Here is a 21,621-nt window from a genome sequence, read left to right on the forward strand (position 1 = left end):
TGGCGCCAGTATGGGCGCTGCCGCGCCGTTCGATAATTCCCTCAGGTTCGCACGGGGTGTTCGAAATTTTGCACAATAAGATGACGGGCTATGGGAATTGAACGACACCCGAGCCGGGTACTTCCGCGTTTCCACACCATCGCTTGGGCACATATCAGCCAGTCAAAGCCTGTCTCGCGCGCCCGGAGCGGCGCGCAATGTAATCGACGGCTGCGCCGCCAAGGTATGCGTCGTGCAGCACGTCGAGGCGCGCGAGCTCGGCTGCCGCGCCGTGTGCAACCACGCGACCGCCTTCGAGTACATAGCCATGCTTTGCATAACGCAGTGCCATCGTCGCGTTCTGCTCCGCGAGCAGAAAACTGACCCCCTCGTCGCGGTTGAGCGCCGCGACAATCTCGAAAATTTCCTCGACGACCATCGGCGCAAGCCCCATTGAAGGCTCGTCGAGCAGCACGAGCGAAGGACGCGCCATCAGCGCACGGCCGATCGCCACCATCTGCTGCTCGCCACCCGACGTCAATCCCGCCAGCGACTGGCGCTTGACCTTCAGACGCGGAAAGATCCCGTAGATCCGCTCGAGATGGGCCTCGATCTCAGCCCGTCGCGGCCGCCTGGCGAACGATCCGATCCGCAGGTTTTCCTCGACGGACAGATGCGCAAAGCAGCGCCGCCCTTCAAGCACCTGGACAAGTCCGCGCTCGACCAGTGTCCACGGCTCGACGCGCGCGACATCGTCGCCGCGATAGACGATGCGACCGCCCGTCAGTTCGCCGCGCTCCGCGCGTACGAGGTTCGAGATCGCCCTGAGCGTGGTCGTCTTGCCCGCGCCGTTGCCGCCGAGCAGCGCGACGATCTCGCCCTCGGGCACCGCCAGCGACACCCCGCGCAAGGCGGGGACGATCTGGCTATAGGTCACGGCGATCTCGTCGACCTGCAGGATCGGAGTGCTCGTCATGTTAGAGGTCCTTGCCGCAATCGCGTGGCGTAATGCCCTTTTCCTTCGCGTACGACAGCGCAGACTTCTCGATGATCGGACGTAGCAGCTCGCGGTCCGCCTGCACCCAGTTGCTGATCACGTTCCATTTCCGGCCGTCCCATTGCTGGAAGCGCACGGCACCGCCGCCTTCGTGGTCCGCGCAGGTCAATTTGAGCGGCTGCACGAGGCCGAGTGCGCCGAGTTGCTTGAGGCGCGCATCGTCCAGATCCAGATGCTCGAAGCCCCAGCGCACCTGCTCGCCCGTGAGAGGCTTGTTGCCGAACTTGCGCTGCGCAACGCGCACCGCCTCGACGTTGAGAATACCGTTCACCACGCCCAGGTTGTAGTAGACGGTGCCAAAGCGTGCCGGGTCCTTGAGGTTGCCGTTGCCGGGCTTCACCACGTACTGGTTGATCGCCTGCAGCACCGGGTAGTCCGTGCCCGAGGGGTGCGTCGTGATCGAGATGAAGCCCTTTGCCGCATCACCTGCGGGCCGGACGTCTTCCTCGGAATTGCTCCAGATGTTGCCGATGATGTGATCGACCGGATAGCCGACCTTCTGCGCGGTCTTGATCGCTACTGGATTCATCACACCCCAGCCGCGCAAGATCACCCAGTCGGGATTGATCTGGTGAATCTTCAGCCACTGCGAACCCTGTTCGTTGCCAGGATGCGGCACTTCGATCTGGGTCACGTCGAAGCCATATTTCTTCGCGAGCAGATCGACCACAGGAATCGTTTCGCGGCCGTACGGCGAACCGTGATATAGCACGACAATCTTCTTGCCCTTGAGCGCGGCGAGACCGCCCGAGCGCTGGCCGATATAGTTGACGATCGCGGAGACCTCGCTGTACGGATTCAGCTGCAGCGGGAACACATAAGGGAACACTGCACCGTCGGTCGAATCGGTGCGGCCGTGGTTGATCGTGATGAGCGGGATCTTGTCGGCCGTCGAACGGTCGAGCGTCGCGTAAGCGATACCGACCGACAACGGGTTCGTAGCCGCGGTCGGCGCACCGTCGGGGCCGCCGCTCTTCAGGCGCTCATAGCATTCGACGCCCTTCTCCACCACGTACTCGGTCTCGCACTCCTTCCATACGAGCTTGACGCCGTTCACGCCGCCGTCACGCGCGTTGATCAACTGCAGATAGTCGATGAAGCCGCCGAAGAAGCCGCTGCCACCGGCTGCGTAGGGGCCGACCCGGTAGCTTTGCAGCGGAAAATACTCCTCACCCGCCGCATACACCTGAGGCAACGCGCCAACGGTGAGCGCAAGCGCGGCCACGAAAGCCGAGGACCACTGTCGCCACTTGGCGCGTGAGGGACGAATATCATTATTTCGCATAACAAAATATTCCTTGAACGATAAAAGAAACAATAAGGCGGGGAGATTAACGGCTCAGGATTGCTTCGGCCGACGTTGACGGACGATCTGCACGAGTCTCGCGAGGCCTTCCGGTTCCTTGATCAGAAAGACGATGATCAGCGTGCCGAAGACGATCTTCTGCAGGTTCTGCACCTGGTCTGCGCCGATGCCCGCGTGGGCCAGCGCGCCAGCCGCGTTCGAAAGCAGGATCGGCAGTAAAACGATGAAGGCGGCGCCAAGAAAGTTGCCCGAGATGCTGCCCATGCCGCCGATGATGATGATGAACAGCACCTGGAACGAAAGATTCAGGTTGAAGCCGTCCGGCTCGATCGTGCCGAGATACGCGAAGGCCCACAGCGCGCCGGCGATGCCGAGCACGAAGGAACTCAGCGCGAAGGCCAGCAGCTTGCTGCGCCCCACCGGGATGCCGATCACGCGCGCGGCGGCTTCCATGTCGCGTACAGCCATCCAGCGCCGGCCAAGTTCGCTGCGCACGAGGCTCGCGCCGAATGCGAACAGCAAGGTCGCGACGCCGAGCACGAACAGGTAGCGCGACACCGGCGTGTCGATGCGCCAGCGACCGATCGCGAGCTGCGGCGCGCTCAACACGCCGGACGTGTCGTAGTTCGAGAACCACCCCACGCGCGTGAACAGCCAGACCACGAAGAACTGGGCGGCCAGCGTCGAGACGATCAGGTAGAAGCCCTTGATACGCAGGCTCGGCAGTCCGAACAGCACGCCGGCCGCGGCGCTGACCAGGCCGCCGAGCAGCAGGGCGACCGGCAGCGGCAGCGCAGGCACACGTACGAGCAGGTTGTAGGTCGCATAGGCGCCGATCGACATGAACGCGGCCGAACCGAGCGACAACTGCCCCGCATAGCCGGTCAGGAAGTTCAGTCCGAGTCCGGCCACGGACAGGATCAGAAACGGCACGAAGATCGCGTTCAGCCAGTAGTCGTTCGCCGCGAGCGGCACGCCGGCAAACGCGACGAGCGCGCCCGCAAGCGGCACCGCCAGCCGGCGCAGGTTCAGCCGGCGCGGTTCGGCGAGGGGACGGGTCAATTCCATCAAGGTTTCCTCAAATGCGCTCGACGGCCGCCTCGCCGAACAGGCCGGACGGGCGCGCGAGCAGGAACAGCATTGCAAGCAGATAGGGGAACCAGTTCTCGATGCCGTCGCCGATCACGCTCCCGACATAAACCTCGGCCAGCTTCTCCGTTGCGCCGACCAGCAGCCCGCCGACGATCGCGCCGCCGATCGACGAGAAGCCGCCGATGATCAGCACCGGCAGAGCCTTGAGCACGACGAGCGAGAGCGAGAACTGCACGCCGAGCCGCGCGCCCCAGAGCAGACCCGCAACGAGGCTGACGAAGCCAGCCAGTGCCCAGACGATGGCCCAGACGCGCGGCAGCCGCACGCCGACCGCGAAGGCGGCGAGCGGATCGTCGGCCACGGCCCGCAGCGACAGGCCAAAACGCGAGCGCTTCGCGAGCTGCGACAGCGCAAGCACCAGCACGCCCGCCGTGGCGGCCGCGAACAGGTCGAAGCGGCTCACCATTACGCCGGCCAGATGCAGCGGCCTGTCGTCGATGCCGAGATCGAGCCCGTGCACCTGCGCGCCCCAGAACAGCTGCGCCGCGCCTTCGAGAATCAGGCTCAGACCGAGGGTGGCCATGAACAGCACGATCGGCGCGCGGTTGACGAGCGGGCGCAGCACGAAGCGGCCGGTTGCGATCGCGATCAGTACGAGCGCGGCGAGCGTCGCCCCGAACGACAGCCACGGGTTCCAGCCGCGCTCGACGAGGCTCACGTAAGTCAGCGCACCGAACAGCACGAGCGAGCCCTGCGCGAAGTTGAAGATGCCCGACGCCTTGTAGATCAGCACGAAGCCGATCGCGACCAGCGAATACATCACGCCGGCGAGCAGTCCGCCTGCCAGCACCTCGAAAAAGAATTGCATTGCGCACCCTCTCAATGACGTGTGCCGAGATAGGCCGCCAGCACATCCGGGTTCGTGCGGACTTCGTTGGGCCTGCCGTCGGCAATCTTTTTTCCGTAGTCGAGCACGACCACGTGATCGGACAAGCCCATCACCACGCCGATGTCGTGCTCGATCAGCACGACCGTGACGCCCAGATGCTCGTTGGCATCGAGCACGTACCCGGCCATCGCGTGCTTCTCCTCGGTATTCATGCCGGCCATGGGCTCGTCGAGCAGCAGCAGGCGTGGTTCGGCAGCGAGCGCACGCGCCAGCTCGACCCGCTTCTGTAACCCGTAGGACAGGGTGCCCACCACGCTGTCGCGCCACGGCTGCAGATCCAGTGCTTCGATCACGCGCTCAGCGCGCTCGCGCTGCAAGGCTTCATCCCGTGCGGCACGGCCAACGTGCAGTGTCTGCTCGAGCCATGTACTACGGCGATGCAGGTTGCGCCCGGCCAGCACGTTGTCGAACACGCTCATGCGCCGGAACAGCGCGAGGTTCTGGAACGTGCGCGCAATGCCGCGATGCGCGGCGTCGTGCGCGTCCATGCGCCGGTAAGCATGGCCGTCGAAGCGCAGCGTGCCATGCAGCGGACGATAGACGCCGTTGATCACGTTCAGCAGCGAACTCTTGCCCGCGCCGTTCGGGCCGATCAACGCACAGATCTCGCCTGCCGCCACTTCGAAACTGATATCGGTAATGGCCTTGACGCCCCCGAACGACACGGAAATGCCGTCGAGCGCGAGCAGGGCCGTCGAGGCTTGCGTCATGCTGATTCACCCCTTGGGGTGCCGTTTCCCAGTTGTGTTCTTCTGTTTCGTGCGGGCGGGTCTGCTCGCGCGCCCGGCCCCGCCCCGCCCCCGCTTGCGTCAGGCGGCCTGCTTTTCGCGCTGCGCCTCGAGCTCGCGCACGAGCGGCAGCACCTTCTGGCCGAAATACTCGACTTCCTCGATGAAATGCAGGAAGCCGGTCAGCACCAGGTCGACCCCGATCGACTTCAGTTCGACGATACGTTCGGCGATCTGCTGCGGCGTGCCGATCAGGTTCGTGCGGAAGCCGTCGTTGTACTGAACGAGATCCTCGAAGGTCGACTTGGCCCAGTTGCCCTCGCCTTCCGGCGACGCCTTGCCCGCCTCCTTGACCGCATCGCCGAACGCGTGCACCGCCTCGACGTGCGCATGCCTGATGATGTCGTCGAGCACGGCCTTCGCTTCCTCTTCGGTATCGCGCGCGATCACGAAGGCATTGACGCCGATACGCACCTGGTGATTGTTCTGCGCCGCCTTCGCACGGATATCGTCGATCTGGGCCTTGAGATTCTCGGGCGTGTTGCCGTTCGTGAAATACCAGTCCGATACGCTCGCCGCGTTGTCGCGCGCCGCGCGCGAGCTGCCGCCCTGGAAAATCTCGGGATGGGGCTTCTGCACCGGCTTCGGACTCAACGTGTAGTTGTTGAAGCGGTAGAAGTCGCCCTTGAACGTGAAGTTGTCCTCGGTCCAGATGCCCTTGAGCGCGCGGATGAACTCGTTCGAGCGGCGGTAACGCTCGTCGTGCTCGAGCCACGGTTCACCGATCGCGGTGAACTCGCCCTTGAACCAGCCGCTCACGACGTTGATCGCGATGCGGCCGTTCGAGATGTGGTCGATGGTGGCGATCTGCTTGGCGACCACTGCCGGATGCCACGGACCAGGCAGGATCGCTGCGAGCACCTTGAGCTTGGTGGTCGACTGCAGCAGCGCCTGGCTAAACGAGACCGACTCGTGCTGATACTCCGCGCCGTAGCCGGCCGTGAAGCGAATCTGGCTCAGAGCATATTCAAAGCCCGCACGCTCGGCGGTCTGCGCAAGACGCTGGTTGTACTCGAGGCTCCAGTCGGTGCGCTGCTCGATCGTGCTGACGACAAGGCCGCCGCTCACGTTGGGCACCCAGTAGGCGAACTTGACGGCATCTCTGGTTTGGGAAGTCTGGCTCATTGAAGATTCCTTGAATGACTTTGGATTCAAACGGCGAGCGCCGCAGTAACGTTTTCCGCACGCGCACCGACGTACGGTGCCGCACGCTCTACAGCGAGTGCGATACGAGCGCGCAACGCGTCGCTTGCGACCTCGTAGCGATCGAAATCGCTTTCGGAGGCGTAGACGCCGATCGGCAGCGTGTGCGCCTGGAAGAAGCTGAAGAGCGGCCGCAACTGGTGATCGATCACGAGCGCATGACGCTCGCTGCCGCCCGTGGCGGCCAGCAGCACCGGAACATCGATCAGCGCCTCGTGGTGCACGAGATCGAACAGATGCTTGAAGAGGCCGGTATAGGAGGCGCGATACACCGGACTTGCCGCAATCACGAGGTCGGCTGTCTCGATCGCCCGGATGTGTTCTTCGATATCCGCCGGCACCTGCGCACGCGTGAGCGCACCGGAGAGCCGTCCGGCGATCTCGCCGAGATCGATCACGCGGATTTCGACAGGCAGCGCGGCTTCCAGCGCGGACAGCAGCGACTGCACCAGCGCCAGCGTGCGCGACGGCCGCTGCAAGCTGCCCGACACGGCCACGATCTTGTGTTTCTTGCTCATGAGGATTCCTTCGTGAATCGGGACGTGCCTGATCGGTCCCGTCATGAGCTAAAGGCAAGGACTGTGCCAAATCGCGCGAACTAGCTACTTACAACTGAACGGCTGACATAGCAGCAGTTTTCGTCATCGAGCGGCTTACCAGAAGGGCAAATGCACCTGATAAGCACATCCCGGCAGCACTCGGATCGATATGCCGACATGTGATGACGCACCGGCAACAGCGCTGCTTCTTCGTTGCTTCCCACGCAGCAGCGCTGGTTCGTCACATGAATGGAAGTACTTAAGACGCATGGATTCGCGTCTCGATGCTGCTAGCGCAGCAGCCTGATTAGGTTATGAGAAATCCTTGCTTCTCTCGAGTGCCAAAACCTTGAACACTGTGCTGATCCTGCAGCACGCATGCGCGTGCAGTGCTGCTTCACCCGATCACACTGCAATGGCATCCACTTCCCTATCGTTGCCGCTGGCCGACGCGCCGGAGGACATCCGGCCCATCCCGCAGGTCGAATCGCCATTGAGCGTCGCCCGGCGTCTTGCTGAACGCTTTGCGCGGACCGCAGCTGAGCGCGACGCGCGCGGCGGCACACCGAAGGCGGAACGCGACGCGCTGCGTGCGAGCGGCCTGCTCGCACTGAGCATCCCTGCGGTACATGGCGGCCTCGGTGCGGACTGGCGCACGACTCTCGACGTCGTGCGCGTGCTCGCGTGCGCCGACAGTTCACTCGCGCACGTGTTCGGATTCCATCACCTGATGCTGGCCACGGCCCGCCTGTTCGGCTCGCGGGAGCAATGGCAGGCGCTGTTCGAACAGACCTCGCGGCACCGGTGGTTCTGGGGCAATGCGCTCAATCCGCTCGACGAACGCACACTTGCGCATCCGCGCGGAGCGTGGCTCGAATTCAGCGGGCAAAAGAGCTTCTGCTCGGGCGCGCTCGACTCGGAAATGCTGATCGTCTCCGCGCGCCACGCCGAAACGCGTGCGTTTCTCGTAGCCGCCGTGCCAACCCAGCGAAGCGGCATCGCGATCGCAGACGACTGGAATAATTTCGGCCAACGCCAGACCGACAGCGGTTCGGTGACGTTCGAACGGGTCCGTGTCGAGCATCACGAGATCCTTTCGGACCCAGGACCGTTCTCGTCGCCGTTTGCATGTCTGAGGCCACTCATTGCGCAACTGATCCTGACGAACATCTATCTCGGCATTGGCGAGGCCGCGTTCGAGGACGCCCGTCACTACACCCTGAACGAAGCACGGCCCTGGCCCGCCGCGAAGGTCGCGAGCACCGGCGAGGACCCGTACATCCTGAGCCATTACGGCGAGTTCTGGCTCGGACTGGAATCCGCCCGCGCGCTCGCGGACCGGGCCGCTGCAGGACTGGACAAGGCATGGTCGCGCGACACCGGCCTCACGGCGACCGAACGCGGCGAGGTGGCGCTGGCCATTGCCAGCGCGAAGGTCGCCGCCGCACAAACAGGCCTCGACATCTGTACGCGCATGTTCGATGTCGCCGGCGCCCGCGCGACCCATGGAGAGCTTCGGCTCGACCGCCACTGGCGCAACCTGCGCACCCATACGCTACACGATCCGCTCGCCTACAAGATCCGCGAGATCGGCGAATGGGCGCTCAACCGAACCTATCCTACGCCGAGCTTCTACTCATGAACCAACCGCTCTCCCACGCATGGCCCGATGATGCCGAAGCCAACGGCGATGTTTCTGTCCTCACGCTGCCGCACAGGCATTCGCTGACCACCTCGATCCGTGCACGCGCGCAGGTCTTCGTCGATCCCCGCTCGATCGAACTGCTTGAGCGGATCCAGCTGGTCGCGCCCAGCGACGCAAATATCCTGATCATCGGCGAGACCGGCACGGGCAAGGAACTGATCGCGCGCCACGTCCACAGCCTGAGCGGGCGGCGCGACAAGCCGTTTGTCGCGGTCAACTGCGGCGCGTTTTCTGAAACGCTGGTCGAAAGCGAGCTGTTCGGGCACGAGAAAGGCGCCTTCACCGGCGCGTTCAACGCCAAGCCGGGCTGGTTCGAGGCGGCCAACGGCGGCACGCTCTTCCTCGACGAGATCGGCGACCTGCCGCTGTCGATGCAGGTCAAGCTGCTGCGTGTGCTGCAGGAGCGCGAGGTCGTGCGGCTTGGTTCCCGGCGCGGTATTCCGATCGACGTGCGCGTGGTGGCGGCGACGAATGTTCACCTGCAGCACGCGGTGGCGGCCGGGCATTTCCGCAGCGACCTGTTCTACCGACTCAACGTCGTACAGCTCGCCATTCCGACGCTGCGCGAGCGCACCGGCGACATCCTTCCGCTCGCCCGCTACTTCATCGAGGACTACCGCGGCCGGCTCGGTTACGGGCCACGCACGATCTCGCCGCGCGCCGAACAGAAGCTGCTCGCGTACAGCTGGCCGGGCAACATTCGCGAGCTTGAGAACGTGATTCATCACGCCCTGCTCGTGAGCCGCCACGACACCCTTCAGGACGGTGACCTGCACCTGTTCTCGTCCGGCATCACGGCCCCGGCTGGTGCGAGCGTGAGTGCGCCGAGCGGCCCGCACTACGCACTCGAATCGGCGTTGCTCGAACTGTTCAACGGCGAGCACGAGAATCTTTTCGAGCAGATCGAGGATATGGTCATGCGCACGGCGTTCGAGTACAGCCACCGCAACCAGATTCAGGCGGCGAAACTTCTCGGCATCAGCCGCAACGTGCTGCGCGCGCGGCTGATCAGGACGAAGGAAATCGCGGCCATCAAATAGCGGCGCCGTCCGCGAGACGGCACCGCACGTTCGTACTCAGGCCGCCTTCTGCCCCTTCGCGGGACCGGCTCCGATCGCCCAAACGTACGGCGGCTCGGTGCCGTTGATTTCGCGATCTCCCACGATGCGCTCCTTGAAGACGATCGGATTGTGCGAGGCCGCCGTGCGGGCGTTGCGCCAGTGGCGGTCGAGCCGCTTCTGCTCGCTCGTGCCCGATGCGCCAAGCGCGTTGAACAGCAGCGTGGTCGCGCGCAGCACGAGATCGGCAATCGCGCTCTGGCCGCGTGCGGAATCTAGTTCGGCGTCGACGTTCGCCTCGTGCTCGGCGTGCGCATCGCCCCCGAAACGCGCCTCATACGCGCGTTGCGAAGCCTGTGCCGCGCGCACGGCTGTGGCCTCGGCCGCGAACACGAGCGACGAGACCTGGCCCACGACCTGCTGGACCTGCGGATCTTGCGCGAACGAAGGCGCATTGCCATGACTAAAGATGCGCCGGCGCGAACGCACCTCCTGCGAGATGTCGCGCAGCGCGGCGCGGCCCGTGCCCGCGAGCACGGCGAGCAGCACCAGCTGGTAGAACGCGGTCTGGTATTTGAAGCGCGTCGAAAAATCGATGATGTCGATCTCGTCCACCTCCGCGGCGACAAACGTGGTCGTGCCGCTGCCCGTCGTGCGCTGGCCAAAGCCATCCCAGTCGTCGTGATGTGTCACGCCGGGCTGCCTCGCGCGCACGGCCGCGATCACGTCTTCGCCCGTGTCGTCGCGGCGCGCAAACACGTCGATCCAGTCAGCGAAGATGCTGCCCGTGCTGTAGTACTTCTCTCCGTTCACCACCCAGCGTGCGCCATCACGTGACACGCGCGTGATCACGTCGCCGATCGCCACGCTGCCGACTTCGGTCCAGGCGTTTCCCACCAGTTCGCCGTCGACAAATCGCCTGAACCAGACGTCGCGCGCCGGGCCTGGCTCCGCGTTGAGCCGGTCCTCGACGAACGCGAAGTGGCCGCGCAGTGCCTGCGGCAAATTCGAATCCGCCTCGGCCAGTTCGATCAGCAACTGAATCAATTGAGGCAGCGAAGCCCCCGCACCGCCGTGCTCGACCGGCACGCGAACGGCGCCGAATCCGGCGGCCTTGAGCCATTCGATCTGCTCATAGGGCAGGCTGCGATCGCGCTCACGCTCGAGCACGCCCTCTGCGATGCGGGCGAAAACGGGTCGAAAACATGAAGCGAGACGCTCGTAATCCGTACCGGGAGAAAGAACGGGAGCAAGTGCCACCGTGCTGGCGAGATTCAATGCGGTCATAGGGGCTCCAGGTACCGGCTTGATGGGTGGCCCATGTTCGGGCCTCGTTCCCTACCGATAAAGCAGAAGCCATGCCAATCGTTGGCCGGGGATCAGGTGTGCGCAGGTCGGGAAAACCGCATGCTGTTGCTGGTTCAGCAACAGCATGCTGCTGATTCACTGCTGGATTTGCAGCGATGCCTGAGCGATCTCGTGATGCCCGGACTGGTCACTGGCGTCATCGCTGCCCGCCTGTTTCGCGACAGTGCGCTGCCGTGCGATCGGCCATCACACATTTCTCCAGTCGAGAGTGGCGTGGCGTTCAGGTCAGCCGTATCTTCGGCTGCACGAGGCCGTTGATCTGCTCGGCGGTCCACAGCATCATGGCCTTGCCAAAACCGTGCAAAGCCTGCTGATGTTGCCGGTAGAGCATGGCATGACTGAGCTGCGCGAATCGGCCCTTGATGAACCCGCCACGGAAGAACCCGAACTGCCCGAGCGTCCCAAAGGCGTTGTAGTCGCTCAGCGATACCAGCGCGCCGAAGTCGTGAAATGCAAAGTCGGGCAACGAGCCGCCGCCGAGCCAGCCCGGCAAGTGCCTGGCGAGATGTTGTGCCTGCTGCGTGGCGACTTGCGCCGTGGGTGCGAGAGGACGTTCATTGCCGGCGAGCGTCAACGTCGAGCAATCGCCGAGCGCGAATAGTGTGTCGTCGTCCTGCGCCTGCAGGGTTGGCCTGACGGCGATCTGATTGGAACGATTGATCTCGATCCCATCCAGTTTGCCTGGAAAATCAGGGGCCTTCACGCCCGCCGCCCACACCATCAAATCCGCCGGTTGGTGGCTGCCATCGCCCAACCGGAGTCCATCGGGTTCGGCGGCGGTCACTCGCGTGCCCGTTCGCACCTTGAAACCAATATGCCGTAACTGTGCCTCACTGGACTCCGACACCGCCGGCGGAAACGCCGCCAGTACCCGCGGTGCGCTTTCATAAAGGGTGAGGTTCAGACGTGAGCGGATGCCGGGGTCGCCGTAACTCGACGCCACTTCGAGCAAGCGGCTCAATTCTGCTGCCAGTTCGACGCCAGTCGCTCCAGCGCCGACGATCGACACGCGCAACGCGCTATTCGTCACAACACTCTGGAATATGCGGATTCGCAATGCTTCGTTGAAGATTTCAGCCTGAGCCTGGCTGTCAATGAAATGACAATGATCGAGGACGCCTGGGGTGCCGAAGTCGTTGGCGCGACTGCCCAGCGCAAGAATCAGTACGTCGTATTCGACGGTGCGCGGGCCGATCACTATTTCACCCGACTTCGAACGCAGCGCAGCCAGCTTTATGATGCGCGCATTGCGGTCCAGGCCTTCCATCTCGCCTGGCTGATAGTTGAAGCCGTGGTCGCGAGCGTGGGCGAGATAGATGACCTGCTGTTGCTGGACATCGCGCGTGCCCGCCGCGATCGTGTGCAGCATGGGCTTCCAGATGTGGGTTGCGCTTTTGTCGATCAACGTGACCTGAGCGCGGCCGCTGCGGCCAAGCGTGTTGCCCAGCCTGGTCGCAAGCAGAAGTCCAGCGATACCGCCGCCGACGATGACGATCCGGGTGGTCTGGCGCATGATTAAATATTCTACGAGTGATGAATTAATGCGATACTAAGATTTCGAAGGGTTCATGTCAAACCGGTGCCGCTGCTATTCGCGGTGCGGCACCCGCTAAAATTCTGTGCTTTCCTTGAACACGACCTGTCGTCGCCGATGAAACACGCTCACGATCAAACCCCGTCCGCCACGACGACTTCCACGCCCCGTCGGTCGCGCGGCCGTCCAGCGTGCAGCGACGCGGGCGGCGCCGACGCATTGCTTCGCAGCGCCCGAGGGGCATTCGCGAGGAGCGGCTATGAGGCGACTAGCGTGCGGGAAATCGCCAGGGCATCGGGTGTCGACCCCGCGCTGGTCGCGCATCACTACGGCTCGAAGGAAGCGCTTTGGATTGCCGTGGTGGACCAGATTGCCGACGAAGTGGCTCCCATGGTCGCGAAGACCGCCGCATTGCGGGAGATAACAGGTCCAGGACCGCGAGCGCGCGTCGAGGGTGCCGTGTCGATCCTGATCGATCAGGTGTTTCTGACGCCAGACGTTGGCATGTTTTTTTCGACTGCCGCAACTGAAACTGGAGAGCGCCTTAACCTGCTGATCGAACGGGTGGTGCGGCCGTTTCATGACGTGTTCGTGCCGTTGCTCATCGATGCGATCGACGCAGGTGAGATTTCGCGGCAAGATCCCGACATCCTGTTTACGATGCTCGCCAATGGCATCAGCAAGACTGTCGCCTATAGCCATGTACTGAGTCCGTTCTCTTCCTTACCGCGGCGTCCTAAGGCATTCAAACGCGCCGTTCTGACGACGGCTTTAGCCATGCTCGGCTGAACCGCTGCGCCCGTGACGCTCCGCTCGCAAATCTGCCGCAAAGCGATCCTTCAGATATTGTGGGTGAGCGCCCGGGTTGGGACGGCGAATTTGCGAAAAGCCAACGGGGTCGAGATTTGCCCTAAGTGCGATTATGCGTATGTCGTTCTAATATTACAATATCGCAAATCCGCTCAAACCAGGTGCAGAATGGCCGGGTCGCTTAACCGGTTACATCATTGCGGGTGGAATATGAGTACCGTCTTTGGAATTCATTCAGATCGACTTGTCGGAGGTTGTTGCCCACGGCCAATTGCCAACGGAGCAAGCCGATTTACTTCCCGCTCCTTTTACAAGACTGATAACTTGTGGCAATGACCAAGAGTCGAGGGCGTTCCGGAACAGCGACTGGCTATGTATGCGGCAATGAAACGCGATCCCGAATCATTGCCGCAGCACTCACGCTTTTCGGTTTGCGCGGATTTGAAGGAGCCTCGACGCGAGACATAGCGGAGCTAGCAGGTGTCAATCCACCCGCATTGCGCTACTACTTTTCGAACAAGGAAGGCGTGTATCTGGCGTGTGTCGATCACATCGCCACAACGATTTCTGATCACCTCGCCAGCCCCGTCGACGCGGCGCGGGCCGTACTTGATAAAGACGGGGACGACGATCAATTAATCCACGCGTTCCGTGAAATCCAGAAACATCTTGCTCAATACCTGTTCACCTCGGCTGAGCCCGATAGCTGGAGGCTCTTCATGGCGCGGGAACAGGCGGGCCTGGGACCCCAGTTTCCCGAGGCTCAATTGCGCGATCGTCTTCAGACGCGCCTGATACCTGTGTGCAGCGAAATAGTTGCCCGCCTGATGGGCACAGATGCCGGCGACGAGGAGGCTTTATTGCGCGCCCTAACCATTACCGGCCAACTCATAGCAATTCACCTCACACGGCGATCGATGATGCTTTCTCTAGGGTGGGAATCCATCGATACACATCGGCTCGGCTGGATCACATCGATCGTTGACCGGCAAACGGCTCTGCTGCTCGAAGAAGTAGTGAGAGAACGGCCCGCCAGGATTGTCAGAGCAGGGGCGAAAGCGCCCTTCCCACAACAGCCGACGCAAGGGCTTGCTCCGCGCCCTGATGCGATGACATAAGCAAACTCAGGTGAAAGCAACCCGTCAATAGTGAGTGAATGTATATCGCTTCCACAGCGTAGTCGACATGATCAGTCGCCACACGATTTGCCGCTGCGAGCCTTAGCGCAGACTCGATAGATGACTGCGCGATTCGCGCAGCTTCCCCCAGCGTCGATGTGGAAACAACGGTATCTCCTTCGGATTTTGCTGTGGAGAATGCGATGGAGTACAGGCGCCGTTGTGTGCCGGAGTGAAGGACGTCGGCCAATCTCCTCTCAAGTTTTGAACGCAAGGCGCCAAGCGTTGCCCCATTAGACTTCTCGGGCGGAATTGTGAACGGGTCCAGAGGCAAAGCTGATCGCTCGAACAAAGCCGTCACGAGGGCCCATTTGTTTGAGAAGTGACCATAGATTGCGCCTCTGGTCATACCAGCCGCGTGAGCGATGTCTTCAAGAGACGTAGCACTGACGCCACGTTCAAAAAATAAAATCTCCGCGCTGTCGAGGATCTTTTCCCGCGTTACGAGTCCCTGTACTTTTCGCTTCATCATGTCCCCTCGGCCTTCCACGCGTTCTCTTGTCGCGCTGCACCTGATCCGCCCTGTTCGCCGCGAGATGTGAGGTCTTGTCCCGCGCGCCTACCCAATATTCGCGAACATCACGTCGCGCTGGCTGGATACAAGATGTTGACCTCCGTCGACGACCAAGGTCGTCCCGGTCACTCCACGTGCCTCGGCAAGATAGACGGCTGCATCGACGATGTCTTCAAGCCGCGACCCGCGCCGAAGCGGGGTCATTCGGTGAGCCGCCTCAAACTGCTCTTGCGTTTGATCGCCGGAGACAAGCGTAAGCCCGGGAGCCAGGCCGACCACTCTGACCTTTGGCGCTAGCGCCTGCGCAAGCGCTATCGTTGCATTCGCCAACGCTGCTTTCGTTAAGGTATAGGAGATGTAGTCTGGATTCATGTTGTAAAGCTTCTGGTCCAGAACGTTGACGACAACGCCTCGCTGCGCCTCGTCGGCAACTGCACAGTCCGGTATCGCGTCGTAGAGTCCGCGCGCCAACGCCAGCGGCGCAGCGACGTTGATCTTCATGAGCGCCAGCAGAAGATCGTAGGTAAAAGTCTGTGCCGTATCTTCCTCGAACCGCGACGCGCAATTCAGGACGCAATCGAGACGTCCGAATGCTTGCACACACGCGGGTACAAGCTGCCTCACCTGTTCCTCTTTCGAAAGATCCGCGCAAAGGGAAATTGCCCTTCCGCCTCGCACCGCGATCTCATCGACAACCTCTTGCGCTTCGCGCTTCGACTCGTGATAGTGCAAGGCAACGTCCCATCCTCGCGCGGCAAAGCCAAGGGCGAGCGCGCGACCGATTCGCCGGCCCGCTCCGGTCACAAGCACCGATTGCCTACGAGAGCCGCCGTCGTGAATTGCTGGTTCAGTCATAACGAAACGCCAATGTCAGGCAGGCGCAGTGTGCGCCTTTGAGTTGCGCTCTCGCCCTACTCTCCAGTCACCGTGGCAAGGCATAGCATCAAGGGTTCAAATCTCAAGATTGTCAATCAAGCGTGTACTGCCGAGGCGCGCTGCCGCCAGCACGACGAGCTTTCGACCGACGACATCCTGCTCCATTGGAGAGCGCAAGTCCGCCTGCTTTCGAACCGAGATGTAGTCGGGTTTCCAGCCGCGATCGACCAGCGTTGAGAACACGCGCCGTTCGATTCGCTGGATATCCTGTCGACCGCTCAAAATGTCCTCGCGCACGCCGTTGAGGAGCCGATATAGCGTGGGGGCCTCCACGCGTTGCTCCGGCGTCAGGAAGCGATTGCGAGAGGACAGCGCAAGTCCGTCGATGTCGCGGATGGTGTCGCCGGCCACGACCTCCGTGGGCATTGCGAACTGTTTGCACATTTCCCGAACTATCATCAATTGTTGATAGTCCTTTTTTCCAAACACTGTTATGCGCGGCTGCGCGCATAACAGCAACTTCATTACGACCGTGCAAACGCCTTGAAAGAAGCCCGGCCGGAACTCCCCCTCTAGCATGTCGCCAAGCCCACCTGGAGGCTGCACGCGATACTCTTGCGGCTGCGGATAGAGGTCCCGTTCCGTAGGGGCGAAGACGACGTAGACACTCTCCTTCTGAAGCTTCTCCAGGTCCGCCTCAAGCGTTCTCGGATAACGCTCGAAATCCTCACCCGGTCCAAACTGCAGCGGATTCACGAAAATGCTGGTAATGACGGGATCTCCATGCTGTCGTGCGAGACGAATCAGCGACAGATGTCCTTCGTGCAGATTGCCCATTGTCGGCACGAATGCCGTGCGGTTTTGCCCGCGCAATTGAGCTCGCAGTTCCTCGACAGACCGAATCAGTTTCATGCTGGATCTTGCCTCTGAGACTTAACCACGTACTGCTTACATGTTCGGATAGTTCGGGCCGCCGCCGCCTTCGGGCGTGACCCACACGATGTTCTGCGTCGGGTCCTTGATGTCGCAGGTCTTGCAGTGCACGCAATTCTGCGCGTTGATCTGCAGACGATCTTCTTCCTGATCGTCTTTTACGAACTCGTACACGCCTGCGGGACAGAAGCGCGCCTCTGGGCCTGCATACGTCGCGAGGTTGATGCCGACCGGCACCGTCATGTCCTTGAGCGTGAGGTGCGCGGGCTGGTTCTCTTCGTGATTCGTGTTCGAGATGAACACTGAAGACAGACGATCGAACGTGAGCTTGCCGTCGGGCTTCGGATACTCGATCGGCTTGCACTGCGAAGCGGGCTTGAGCATCTCGTGGTCGCGATGCTGGTGATGCAGCGTCCACGGCACGTTGCCGCCCAGCAGCTTCTGCTCGATGCCCACCATCAGCGTGCCCAGGTACAGGCCCTTGCTCATCCACTGCTTGAAGTTGCGCGCCCTGTACAGCTCCGTGTGGAGCCACGACTGCTTGAACGCTTCCGGATAGGCCGCGAGTTCATCGCTCTGGCGGCCTGCCTGCACGGCTTCGAACGCCGCATCGGCGGCCAGCATGCCGGTCTTGATCGCCGCGTGGCTGCCCTTGATGCGCGAGGCGTTCAGGAAGCCCGCGTCGTCGCCCACGAGCGCGCCGCCCGGGAACACGAGCGTGGGCAGCGACATCAGGCCGCCCGCCGTGATCGCGCGTGCGCCATACGACACGCGCTTGCCGCCTTCGAGGTACTTGCGGATTTCCGGATGCGTCTTGTAGCGCTGGAACTCCTCGAACGGCGAGAGATACGGGTTCTGGTACGCAAGACCCACGACAAAGCCCACCATCACCTGGTTGTTGTCGATGTGGTACAGGAACGAGCCGCCGTAGGTGTCCGACTCGAGCGGCCAGCCGGCGGTGTGGATCACGAGGCCGGGCTGGTGCTTCGAAGGATCGATCTCCCACAGTTCCTTGATGCCGATGCCGTAGACCTGCGGGTCCGAATCCTTGCCCAGCTTGAACTTCTCGTTCAGTTGACGGCCCAGATGCCCGCGGCAGCCTTCGCAGAACAGCGTGTACTTGGCGTGCAGCTCCATGCCGAGCTGGAAGTTTTCGGTGGGCTCGCCGTCCTTGCCCACACCCACGTTGCCGGTGGCGACGCCCTTGACCGAGCCGTCGTCGTTGTAGAGCACCTCGGCAGCCGGAAAGCCGGGGAAGATTTCGACGCCCAGGGCTTCGGCCTGCTGGCCCAGCCAGCGCGTGACGTTGGCGAGGCTGATGACGTAGTTGCCGTGGTTCTTGAAGTTGTCGGGCAGCGCCCAGTTCGGCACAGCCGTAGCCCCCGTTTCGGAAAGAAAAAGGAACTTGTCCTCGGTCACGGGCACGTTCAGCGGTGCGCCTTGCTCTTTCCAGTCCGGCATCAGCTCGTTCAGGGCGCGCGGGTCCATGACCGCGCCCGAGAGGATATGCGCCCCGATTTCCGAGCCTTTCTCCAGCACGCAGACGCCGATCTCAGCGCCTTTCTCCGCGGCCAGCTGCTTCAGGCGGATCGCGGCAGACAGCCCGGCGGGACCGCCACCGACGATCACCACGTCGTATTCCATCGACTCGCGTGGGCCATGCACTTGCTGATTCCCTTCCGCCATCCCCGCTCTCTCCCTGGCCTCGTAACGTCGCCATGCTCGTTGGACTCTCGCCCGTCGAGGGCGCCATCAACACGGGAATCGCTTCCAGCATCCTCCGTAGGTGACAGCGAGGAGTATATATAAATGAATGTCGTATAACAATATGAACGATGGACGGTGGTGAAGGCGCCACATGAACAAGCGCCTCCACGCGCACACACCGCCGCCGGCTCAGAGTGGGGCACCTCGAAATACGTCGAGGAAGCCCACCGTCTGGAGTTTGTCGAAGATCGCTTCCACGGCCGCTTCAGGAGACGATTTCGTGGTGTCTATGCGCATTTCCGGATTCTGGGGACGCTCGTAGGGCGAATCGATGCCGGTAAAGTTCTTCAGTTCGCCGCGGCGGGCCTTCTGGTAGAGGCCCTTCGGGTCGCGCTGTTCAGCCACCTCGAGGGGAGTATCGATGAAAACTTCAATAAATTCGCCATCTTCCATGAGATCGCGCGCCAAGCCTCGTTCGGAACGGAACGGCGAAATGAAGGCAGTGATCACGATTACGCCCGCATCGGCCATCAATTTCGCCACCTCTGCGACGCGCCTGATATTCTCCACGCGATCCTCGGCCGTGAATCCCAGATCCTTGTTCAACCCATGCCTGACGTTGTCGCCATCGAGTAGATAGGTGCGCTTTCCCATTGCATGCAGGCGCTTCTCCAGCAGATTGGCAATGGTCGATTTGCCCGCCCCCGATAGTCCGGTAAGCCAGACAACGCCACTCTGATGCCCGTTCAGCACCCGCCGCGCGCGCTTGTCGACCTCAAGCGCCTGCCAATGGATGTTGCTTGCGCGGCGCAACGCGAACCGCAACATGCCCGCGCCAACCGTATTGTTGGTCATGCGATCGATCACGATGAAACCGCCCGTTTCGCGGTTATTCTCGTACGGATCGAAGGCAATCGTGCGGTCAAGCTCAATTTCCGCGACACCAATTTCGTTCAAGGTAAGCGTCTCGCCAGCCACGTGTTCGAGCGTATTGACATTCACTTTGTACTTGAGCGGCATTACGGTTGCCGTAACGGTCCGCGTGGCGAGTTTGAGCAAATAGCTGCGCCCGCGCAGCATAGGCTCGTCGCTCATCCACACGAGTGTCGCTTCAAACTGGTCGGCGACCTGTGCGGGTGAATCGACTGTCGAAATCAGGTCGCCGCGAGAAACGTCCACTTCGTCAGCAAGCACGAGCGTGACGGACTGTTCAGCGTAGGCCACGTCGAGCTCGCCATCTGCCGTCACGATTCGGGCGACGGTGCTCTCCCGTCCCGAGGGCTGTATCTGCACGCGATCCCCCTTACGCACCGCGCCGGATGCGATCGTTCCAGCGAAACCACGAAAATCGAGGTTGGGACGGTTGACCCACTGGACTGGCAACCGGAAGGGCTGAGCTTGCAAGCGCGCCTCGTCGATCTCGACAGTCTCGAGGTGATGCATCAATGAAGGCCCGTCGTACCACGCAGTCTTTCCGCTTTTCCCGATGATGTTGTCGCCGTTCACGCCGGAGATTGGGATGGCCGTTACCCCTCGAATACCGATCTTCTCCGCAAAGTCACAGTATTCGCACGATATTTCATCGAATCGTTTGCGCGAGTAGTCGACGAGGTCCATCTTGTTGACCGCAAGCACCACGTTGCGGATACCGATCTGCGACACAAGATAGCTGTGTCTGCGAGTTTGCTGCAGCATGCCCTTGCGGGCATCGACCAGGATAATGGCCAGGTCGGCCGTCGACGCACCCGTGATCATGTTGCGGGTGTACTGCTCGTGGCCTGGCGTATCGGCAACGATGAATTTGCGGCGATCCGTCGAGAAGAACCGGTAGGCGACATCGATGGTAATGCCCTGCTCGCGTTCGGCCGCCAGGCCATCCAGCAGCAACGCGTAGTCTATCGCGCCGCCACGCGTACCTACTTTCCTGGAATCGGCTTCGAGTGCCGCGAGCTGGTCCTCAAACAGCATCTTCGACTCGTACAGTAAACGGCCTATCAGTGTGCTCTTGCCGTCATCCACGCTCCCGCATGTGATGAATCGAAGCAGGCTCTTCGTTTCGTGCTGTTTCAAGTACCGCTCGATGTCGGTTCCAATGAGCTCGGAGACGTGTGCCATCAGAAGTACCCCTCTTGCTTCTTTCGTTCCATCGAAGCCGCCCCATCATGATCGATGACGCGGCCCTGCCGTTCCGAGGTTGTCGTCAAGAGCATCTCTTGAATGATTTGCGGCAAAGTCGTGGCGCACGACTCCACCGCACCGGTTAGCGGATAACAGCCGAGCGTGCGAAAGCGCACCATCTTCTCCTCAGGCCTTTCACCCGGCTTGAGTGGCATACGGTCGTCGTCGACCATTACGAGCACACGGTCCCGCTGCACTACCGGACGTTTCGCCGCGAAATACAATGGCACGATCGGGATGTTCTCAAGGTAGATGTACTGCCAGATGTCAAGCTCAGTCCAGTTCGAGATCGGAAACACACGAATCGACTCGCCCTTGTTCTTGCGCACGCTATACAGGCGCCATAGCTCGGGCCGCTGGTTCTTCGGGTCCCATTGATGTGTTGCAGTGCGAAACGAAAAGACGCGTTCCTTCGCGCGCGACTTTTCTTCGTCTCTGCGTGCTCCGCCAAAGGCCACATCGAAACCGTGATAGTCGAGGGCCTGCTTGAGACCCTGGGTCTTCCACATATCCGTGTGGACTTGCGATCCGTGATCGAACGGATTGATTCCTAGTGCCTTTGCTTCCGGGTTCTGGTGAACGATCATTTGCATTCCCGTCTCACGCGCCATGCGATCGCGCATCGCGTACATGTCGCGAAACTTCCACGTGGTATCCACGTGCAACAGCGGAAACGGTGGCGGTGCGGGATGAAAAGCCTTTTTCGCGAGATGGAGCATGCAGGCGCTGTCCTTTCCGATCGAATAAAGCATCACCGGTCGCTCTGCTTCTGCAACGACTTCTCGCATGATATGGATGCTTTCGGCTTCGAGCCGTCGCAGGTGGGTCAAAGTAGGCATGACAGGTC

At 61.7% G+C, this 21,621-nt stretch carries 19 protein-coding genes; 4 read left to right on the top strand and 15 right to left on the bottom strand.

The window, feature by feature from the left end; all coding sequences use genetic code 11:
• Window positions 1-154 precede the first annotated feature (154 nt).
• The 7 genes from AB3X98_RS15180 to msuE form a co-directional block, all read right to left on the bottom strand.
• Complete coding sequence (locus AB3X98_RS15180) at window positions 155-955, bottom strand: ABC transporter ATP-binding protein (protein ID WP_368605995.1); 801 nt, start codon at window positions 953-955, stop codon at window positions 155-157.
• A 1-nt stretch (window position 956) separates the two neighbouring features.
• Window positions 957-2,321, bottom strand: a complete 1,365-nt coding sequence (locus AB3X98_RS15185) for an ABC transporter substrate-binding protein (RefSeq protein WP_368605994.1) — start codon at window positions 2,319-2,321, stop codon at window positions 957-959.
• Between the two features lie 54 nt (window positions 2,322-2,375).
• Window positions 2,376-3,410 carry a branched-chain amino acid ABC transporter permease gene (locus AB3X98_RS15190; protein ID WP_368605993.1) on the bottom strand — a complete coding sequence of 345 codons (1,035 nt, stop codon included), beginning with the start codon at window positions 3,408-3,410 and terminating at the stop codon, window positions 2,376-2,378.
• A gap of 10 nt (window positions 3,411-3,420) precedes the next feature.
• The gene (locus AB3X98_RS15195; RefSeq protein WP_368605992.1) at window positions 3,421-4,302 is read right to left on the bottom strand and encodes a branched-chain amino acid ABC transporter permease; all 882 of its coding nucleotides are present in this window, start codon (window positions 4,300-4,302) and stop codon (window positions 3,421-3,423) included.
• Between the two features lie 11 nt (window positions 4,303-4,313).
• Entirely contained in the window at window positions 4,314-5,093 is a 780-nt protein-coding gene (locus AB3X98_RS15200) for an ABC transporter ATP-binding protein (RefSeq protein ID WP_368605991.1), read from the bottom strand.
• A gap of 99 nt (window positions 5,094-5,192) precedes the next feature.
• On the bottom strand, window positions 5,193-6,296 hold the full coding sequence (sfnG, locus tag AB3X98_RS15205; RefSeq protein WP_342947419.1) for a dimethylsulfone monooxygenase SfnG: 1,104 nt from the start codon (window positions 6,294-6,296) through the stop codon (window positions 5,193-5,195).
• Window positions 6,297-6,322: 26 nt separating this feature from the next.
• Window positions 6,323-6,892, bottom strand: coding sequence for an FMN reductase (gene msuE / locus AB3X98_RS15210; RefSeq protein WP_368605990.1), 570 nt, complete (start codon window positions 6,890-6,892; stop codon window positions 6,323-6,325).
• A gap of 436 nt (window positions 6,893-7,328) precedes the next feature.
• On the opposite strand from msuE, the gene AB3X98_RS15215 reads away from it, so the two are divergent.
• Together AB3X98_RS15215 and AB3X98_RS15220 are read left to right on the top strand one after the other, a co-directional pair.
• Complete coding sequence (locus tag AB3X98_RS15215; RefSeq protein ID WP_368605989.1) at window positions 7,329-8,555, top strand: acyl-CoA dehydrogenase family protein; 1,227 nt, start codon at window positions 7,329-7,331, stop codon at window positions 8,553-8,555.
• On the top strand, window positions 8,552-9,658 hold the full coding sequence (locus AB3X98_RS15220) for a sigma-54 interaction domain-containing protein (protein WP_368605988.1): 1,107 nt from the start codon (window positions 8,552-8,554) through the stop codon (window positions 9,656-9,658). The genes AB3X98_RS15215 and AB3X98_RS15220 overlap by 4 nt, the downstream gene beginning before the upstream one ends.
• A 36-nt stretch (window positions 9,659-9,694) precedes the next feature.
• Here the strand turns inward: AB3X98_RS15220 and AB3X98_RS15225 are convergent, their stop codons facing one another.
• Together AB3X98_RS15225 and AB3X98_RS15230 are read right to left on the bottom strand one after the other, a co-directional pair.
• Entirely contained in the window at window positions 9,695-10,963 is a 1,269-nt protein-coding gene (locus tag AB3X98_RS15225; protein WP_368605987.1) for an acyl-CoA dehydrogenase family protein, read from the bottom strand.
• Between the two features lie 301 nt (window positions 10,964-11,264).
• Entirely contained in the window at window positions 11,265-12,557 is a 1,293-nt protein-coding gene (locus tag AB3X98_RS15230) for an NAD(P)/FAD-dependent oxidoreductase (protein WP_342947415.1), read from the bottom strand.
• A gap of 138 nt (window positions 12,558-12,695) precedes the next feature.
• Here AB3X98_RS15230 and AB3X98_RS15235 point away from each other — a divergent pair, with 138 nt between their 5' ends.
• On the top strand, window positions 12,696-13,367 hold the full coding sequence (locus AB3X98_RS15235; RefSeq protein ID WP_069268758.1) for a TetR/AcrR family transcriptional regulator: 672 nt from the start codon (window positions 12,696-12,698) through the stop codon (window positions 13,365-13,367).
• A 353-nt stretch (window positions 13,368-13,720) separates the two neighbouring features.
• Entirely contained in the window at window positions 13,721-14,506 is a 786-nt protein-coding gene (locus AB3X98_RS15240) for a CerR family C-terminal domain-containing protein (RefSeq protein WP_368605986.1), read from the top strand.
• Here the strand turns inward: AB3X98_RS15240 and AB3X98_RS15245 are convergent.
• The 6 genes from AB3X98_RS15245 to cysD all read right to left on the bottom strand — a co-directional run bounded on the left by AB3X98_RS15245 (window position 14,430) and on the right by cysD (window position 21,613).
• Window positions 14,430-15,038, bottom strand: a complete 609-nt coding sequence (locus AB3X98_RS15245; RefSeq protein WP_083245638.1) for a TetR family transcriptional regulator — start codon at window positions 15,036-15,038, stop codon at window positions 14,430-14,432. The genes AB3X98_RS15240 and AB3X98_RS15245 overlap by 77 nt on opposite strands.
• Before the next feature lie 87 nt (window positions 15,039-15,125).
• Window positions 15,126-15,935 (bottom strand): SDR family oxidoreductase, encoded by an 810-nt coding sequence (locus tag AB3X98_RS15250; RefSeq protein ID WP_368605985.1) that lies wholly within the window; start codon window positions 15,933-15,935, stop codon window positions 15,126-15,128.
• A 96-nt stretch (window positions 15,936-16,031) separates the two neighbouring features.
• Complete coding sequence (gene panC, locus AB3X98_RS15255) at window positions 16,032-16,868, bottom strand: pantoate--beta-alanine ligase (RefSeq protein WP_368605984.1); 837 nt, start codon at window positions 16,866-16,868, stop codon at window positions 16,032-16,034.
• Window positions 16,869-16,904: 36 nt separating this feature from the next.
• Window positions 16,905-18,575 carry an electron transfer flavoprotein-ubiquinone oxidoreductase gene (locus tag AB3X98_RS15260; RefSeq protein WP_368610274.1) on the bottom strand — a complete coding sequence of 557 codons (1,671 nt, stop codon included), beginning with the start codon at window positions 18,573-18,575 and terminating at the stop codon, window positions 16,905-16,907.
• A 210-nt stretch (window positions 18,576-18,785) separates the two neighbouring features.
• On the bottom strand, window positions 18,786-20,711 hold the full coding sequence (gene cysN / locus AB3X98_RS15265; RefSeq protein WP_368602323.1) for a sulfate adenylyltransferase subunit CysN: 1,926 nt from the start codon (window positions 20,709-20,711) through the stop codon (window positions 18,786-18,788).
• Window positions 20,711-21,613 carry a sulfate adenylyltransferase subunit CysD gene (gene cysD, locus AB3X98_RS15270; RefSeq protein ID WP_368602322.1) on the bottom strand — a complete coding sequence of 301 codons (903 nt, stop codon included), beginning with the start codon at window positions 21,611-21,613 and terminating at the stop codon, window positions 20,711-20,713. Before cysD ends, cysN begins: the two co-directional genes overlap by 1 nt.
• Window positions 21,614-21,621: the final 8 nt, after the last annotated feature.

The sequence above is a fragment of the Paraburkholderia sp. BR14312 genome, assembly GCF_040948675.1.
GTDB classification, from domain to species: domain Bacteria; phylum Pseudomonadota; class Gammaproteobacteria; order Burkholderiales; family Burkholderiaceae; genus Paraburkholderia; species Paraburkholderia nodosa_A.

Bases quoted from the DNA above. Each gene is read 5' to 3' on its own strand.
- msuE (WP_368605990.1), bottom strand. From the start codon at position 6,892: ATGAGCAAGAAACACAAGATCGTGGCCGTGTCGGGCAGCTTGCAGCGG.
- AB3X98_RS15220 (WP_368605988.1), top strand. From the start codon at position 8,552: ATGAACCAACCGCTCTCCCACGCATGGCCCGATGATGCCGAAGCCAAC.
- AB3X98_RS15200 (WP_368605991.1), bottom strand. From the start codon at position 5,093: ATGACGCAAGCCTCGACGGCCCTGCTCGCGCTCGACGGCATTTCCGTG.
- AB3X98_RS15180 (WP_368605995.1), bottom strand. From the start codon at position 955: ATGACGAGCACTCCGATCCTGCAGGTCGACGAGATCGCCGTGACCTAT.
- cysN (WP_368602323.1), bottom strand. From the start codon at position 20,711: ATGGCACACGTCTCCGAGCTCATTGGAACCGACATCGAGCGGTACTTG.
- AB3X98_RS15260 (WP_368610274.1), bottom strand. From the start codon at position 18,575: ATGGCGGAAGGGAATCAGCAAGTGCATGGCCCACGCGAGTCGATGGAA.
- AB3X98_RS15215 (WP_368605989.1), top strand. From the start codon at position 7,329: ATGGCATCCACTTCCCTATCGTTGCCGCTGGCCGACGCGCCGGAGGAC.
- AB3X98_RS15240 (WP_368605986.1), top strand. From the start codon at position 13,721: ATGACCAAGAGTCGAGGGCGTTCCGGAACAGCGACTGGCTATGTATGC.
- cysD (WP_368602322.1), bottom strand. From the start codon at position 21,613: ATGCCTACTTTGACCCACCTGCGACGGCTCGAAGCCGAAAGCATCCAT.
- AB3X98_RS15190 (WP_368605993.1), bottom strand. From the start codon at position 3,410: ATGGAATTGACCCGTCCCCTCGCCGAACCGCGCCGGCTGAACCTGCGC.
- AB3X98_RS15225 (WP_368605987.1), bottom strand. From the start codon at position 10,963: ATGACCGCATTGAATCTCGCCAGCACGGTGGCACTTGCTCCCGTTCTT.
- AB3X98_RS15185 (WP_368605994.1), bottom strand. From the start codon at position 2,321: ATGCGAAATAATGATATTCGTCCCTCACGCGCCAAGTGGCGACAGTGG.
- AB3X98_RS15250 (WP_368605985.1), bottom strand. From the start codon at position 15,935: ATGACTGAACCAGCAATTCACGACGGCGGCTCTCGTAGGCAATCGGTG.
- AB3X98_RS15235 (WP_069268758.1), top strand. From the start codon at position 12,696: ATGAAACACGCTCACGATCAAACCCCGTCCGCCACGACGACTTCCACG.
- AB3X98_RS15230 (WP_342947415.1), bottom strand. From the start codon at position 12,557: ATGCGCCAGACCACCCGGATCGTCATCGTCGGCGGCGGTATCGCTGGA.
- AB3X98_RS15245 (WP_083245638.1), bottom strand. From the start codon at position 15,038: ATGATGAAGCGAAAAGTACAGGGACTCGTAACGCGGGAAAAGATCCTC.
- panC (WP_368605984.1), bottom strand. From the start codon at position 16,868: ATGAAACTGATTCGGTCTGTCGAGGAACTGCGAGCTCAATTGCGCGGG.
- sfnG (WP_342947419.1), bottom strand. From the start codon at position 6,296: ATGAGCCAGACTTCCCAAACCAGAGATGCCGTCAAGTTCGCCTACTGG.
- AB3X98_RS15195 (WP_368605992.1), bottom strand. From the start codon at position 4,302: ATGCAATTCTTTTTCGAGGTGCTGGCAGGCGGACTGCTCGCCGGCGTG.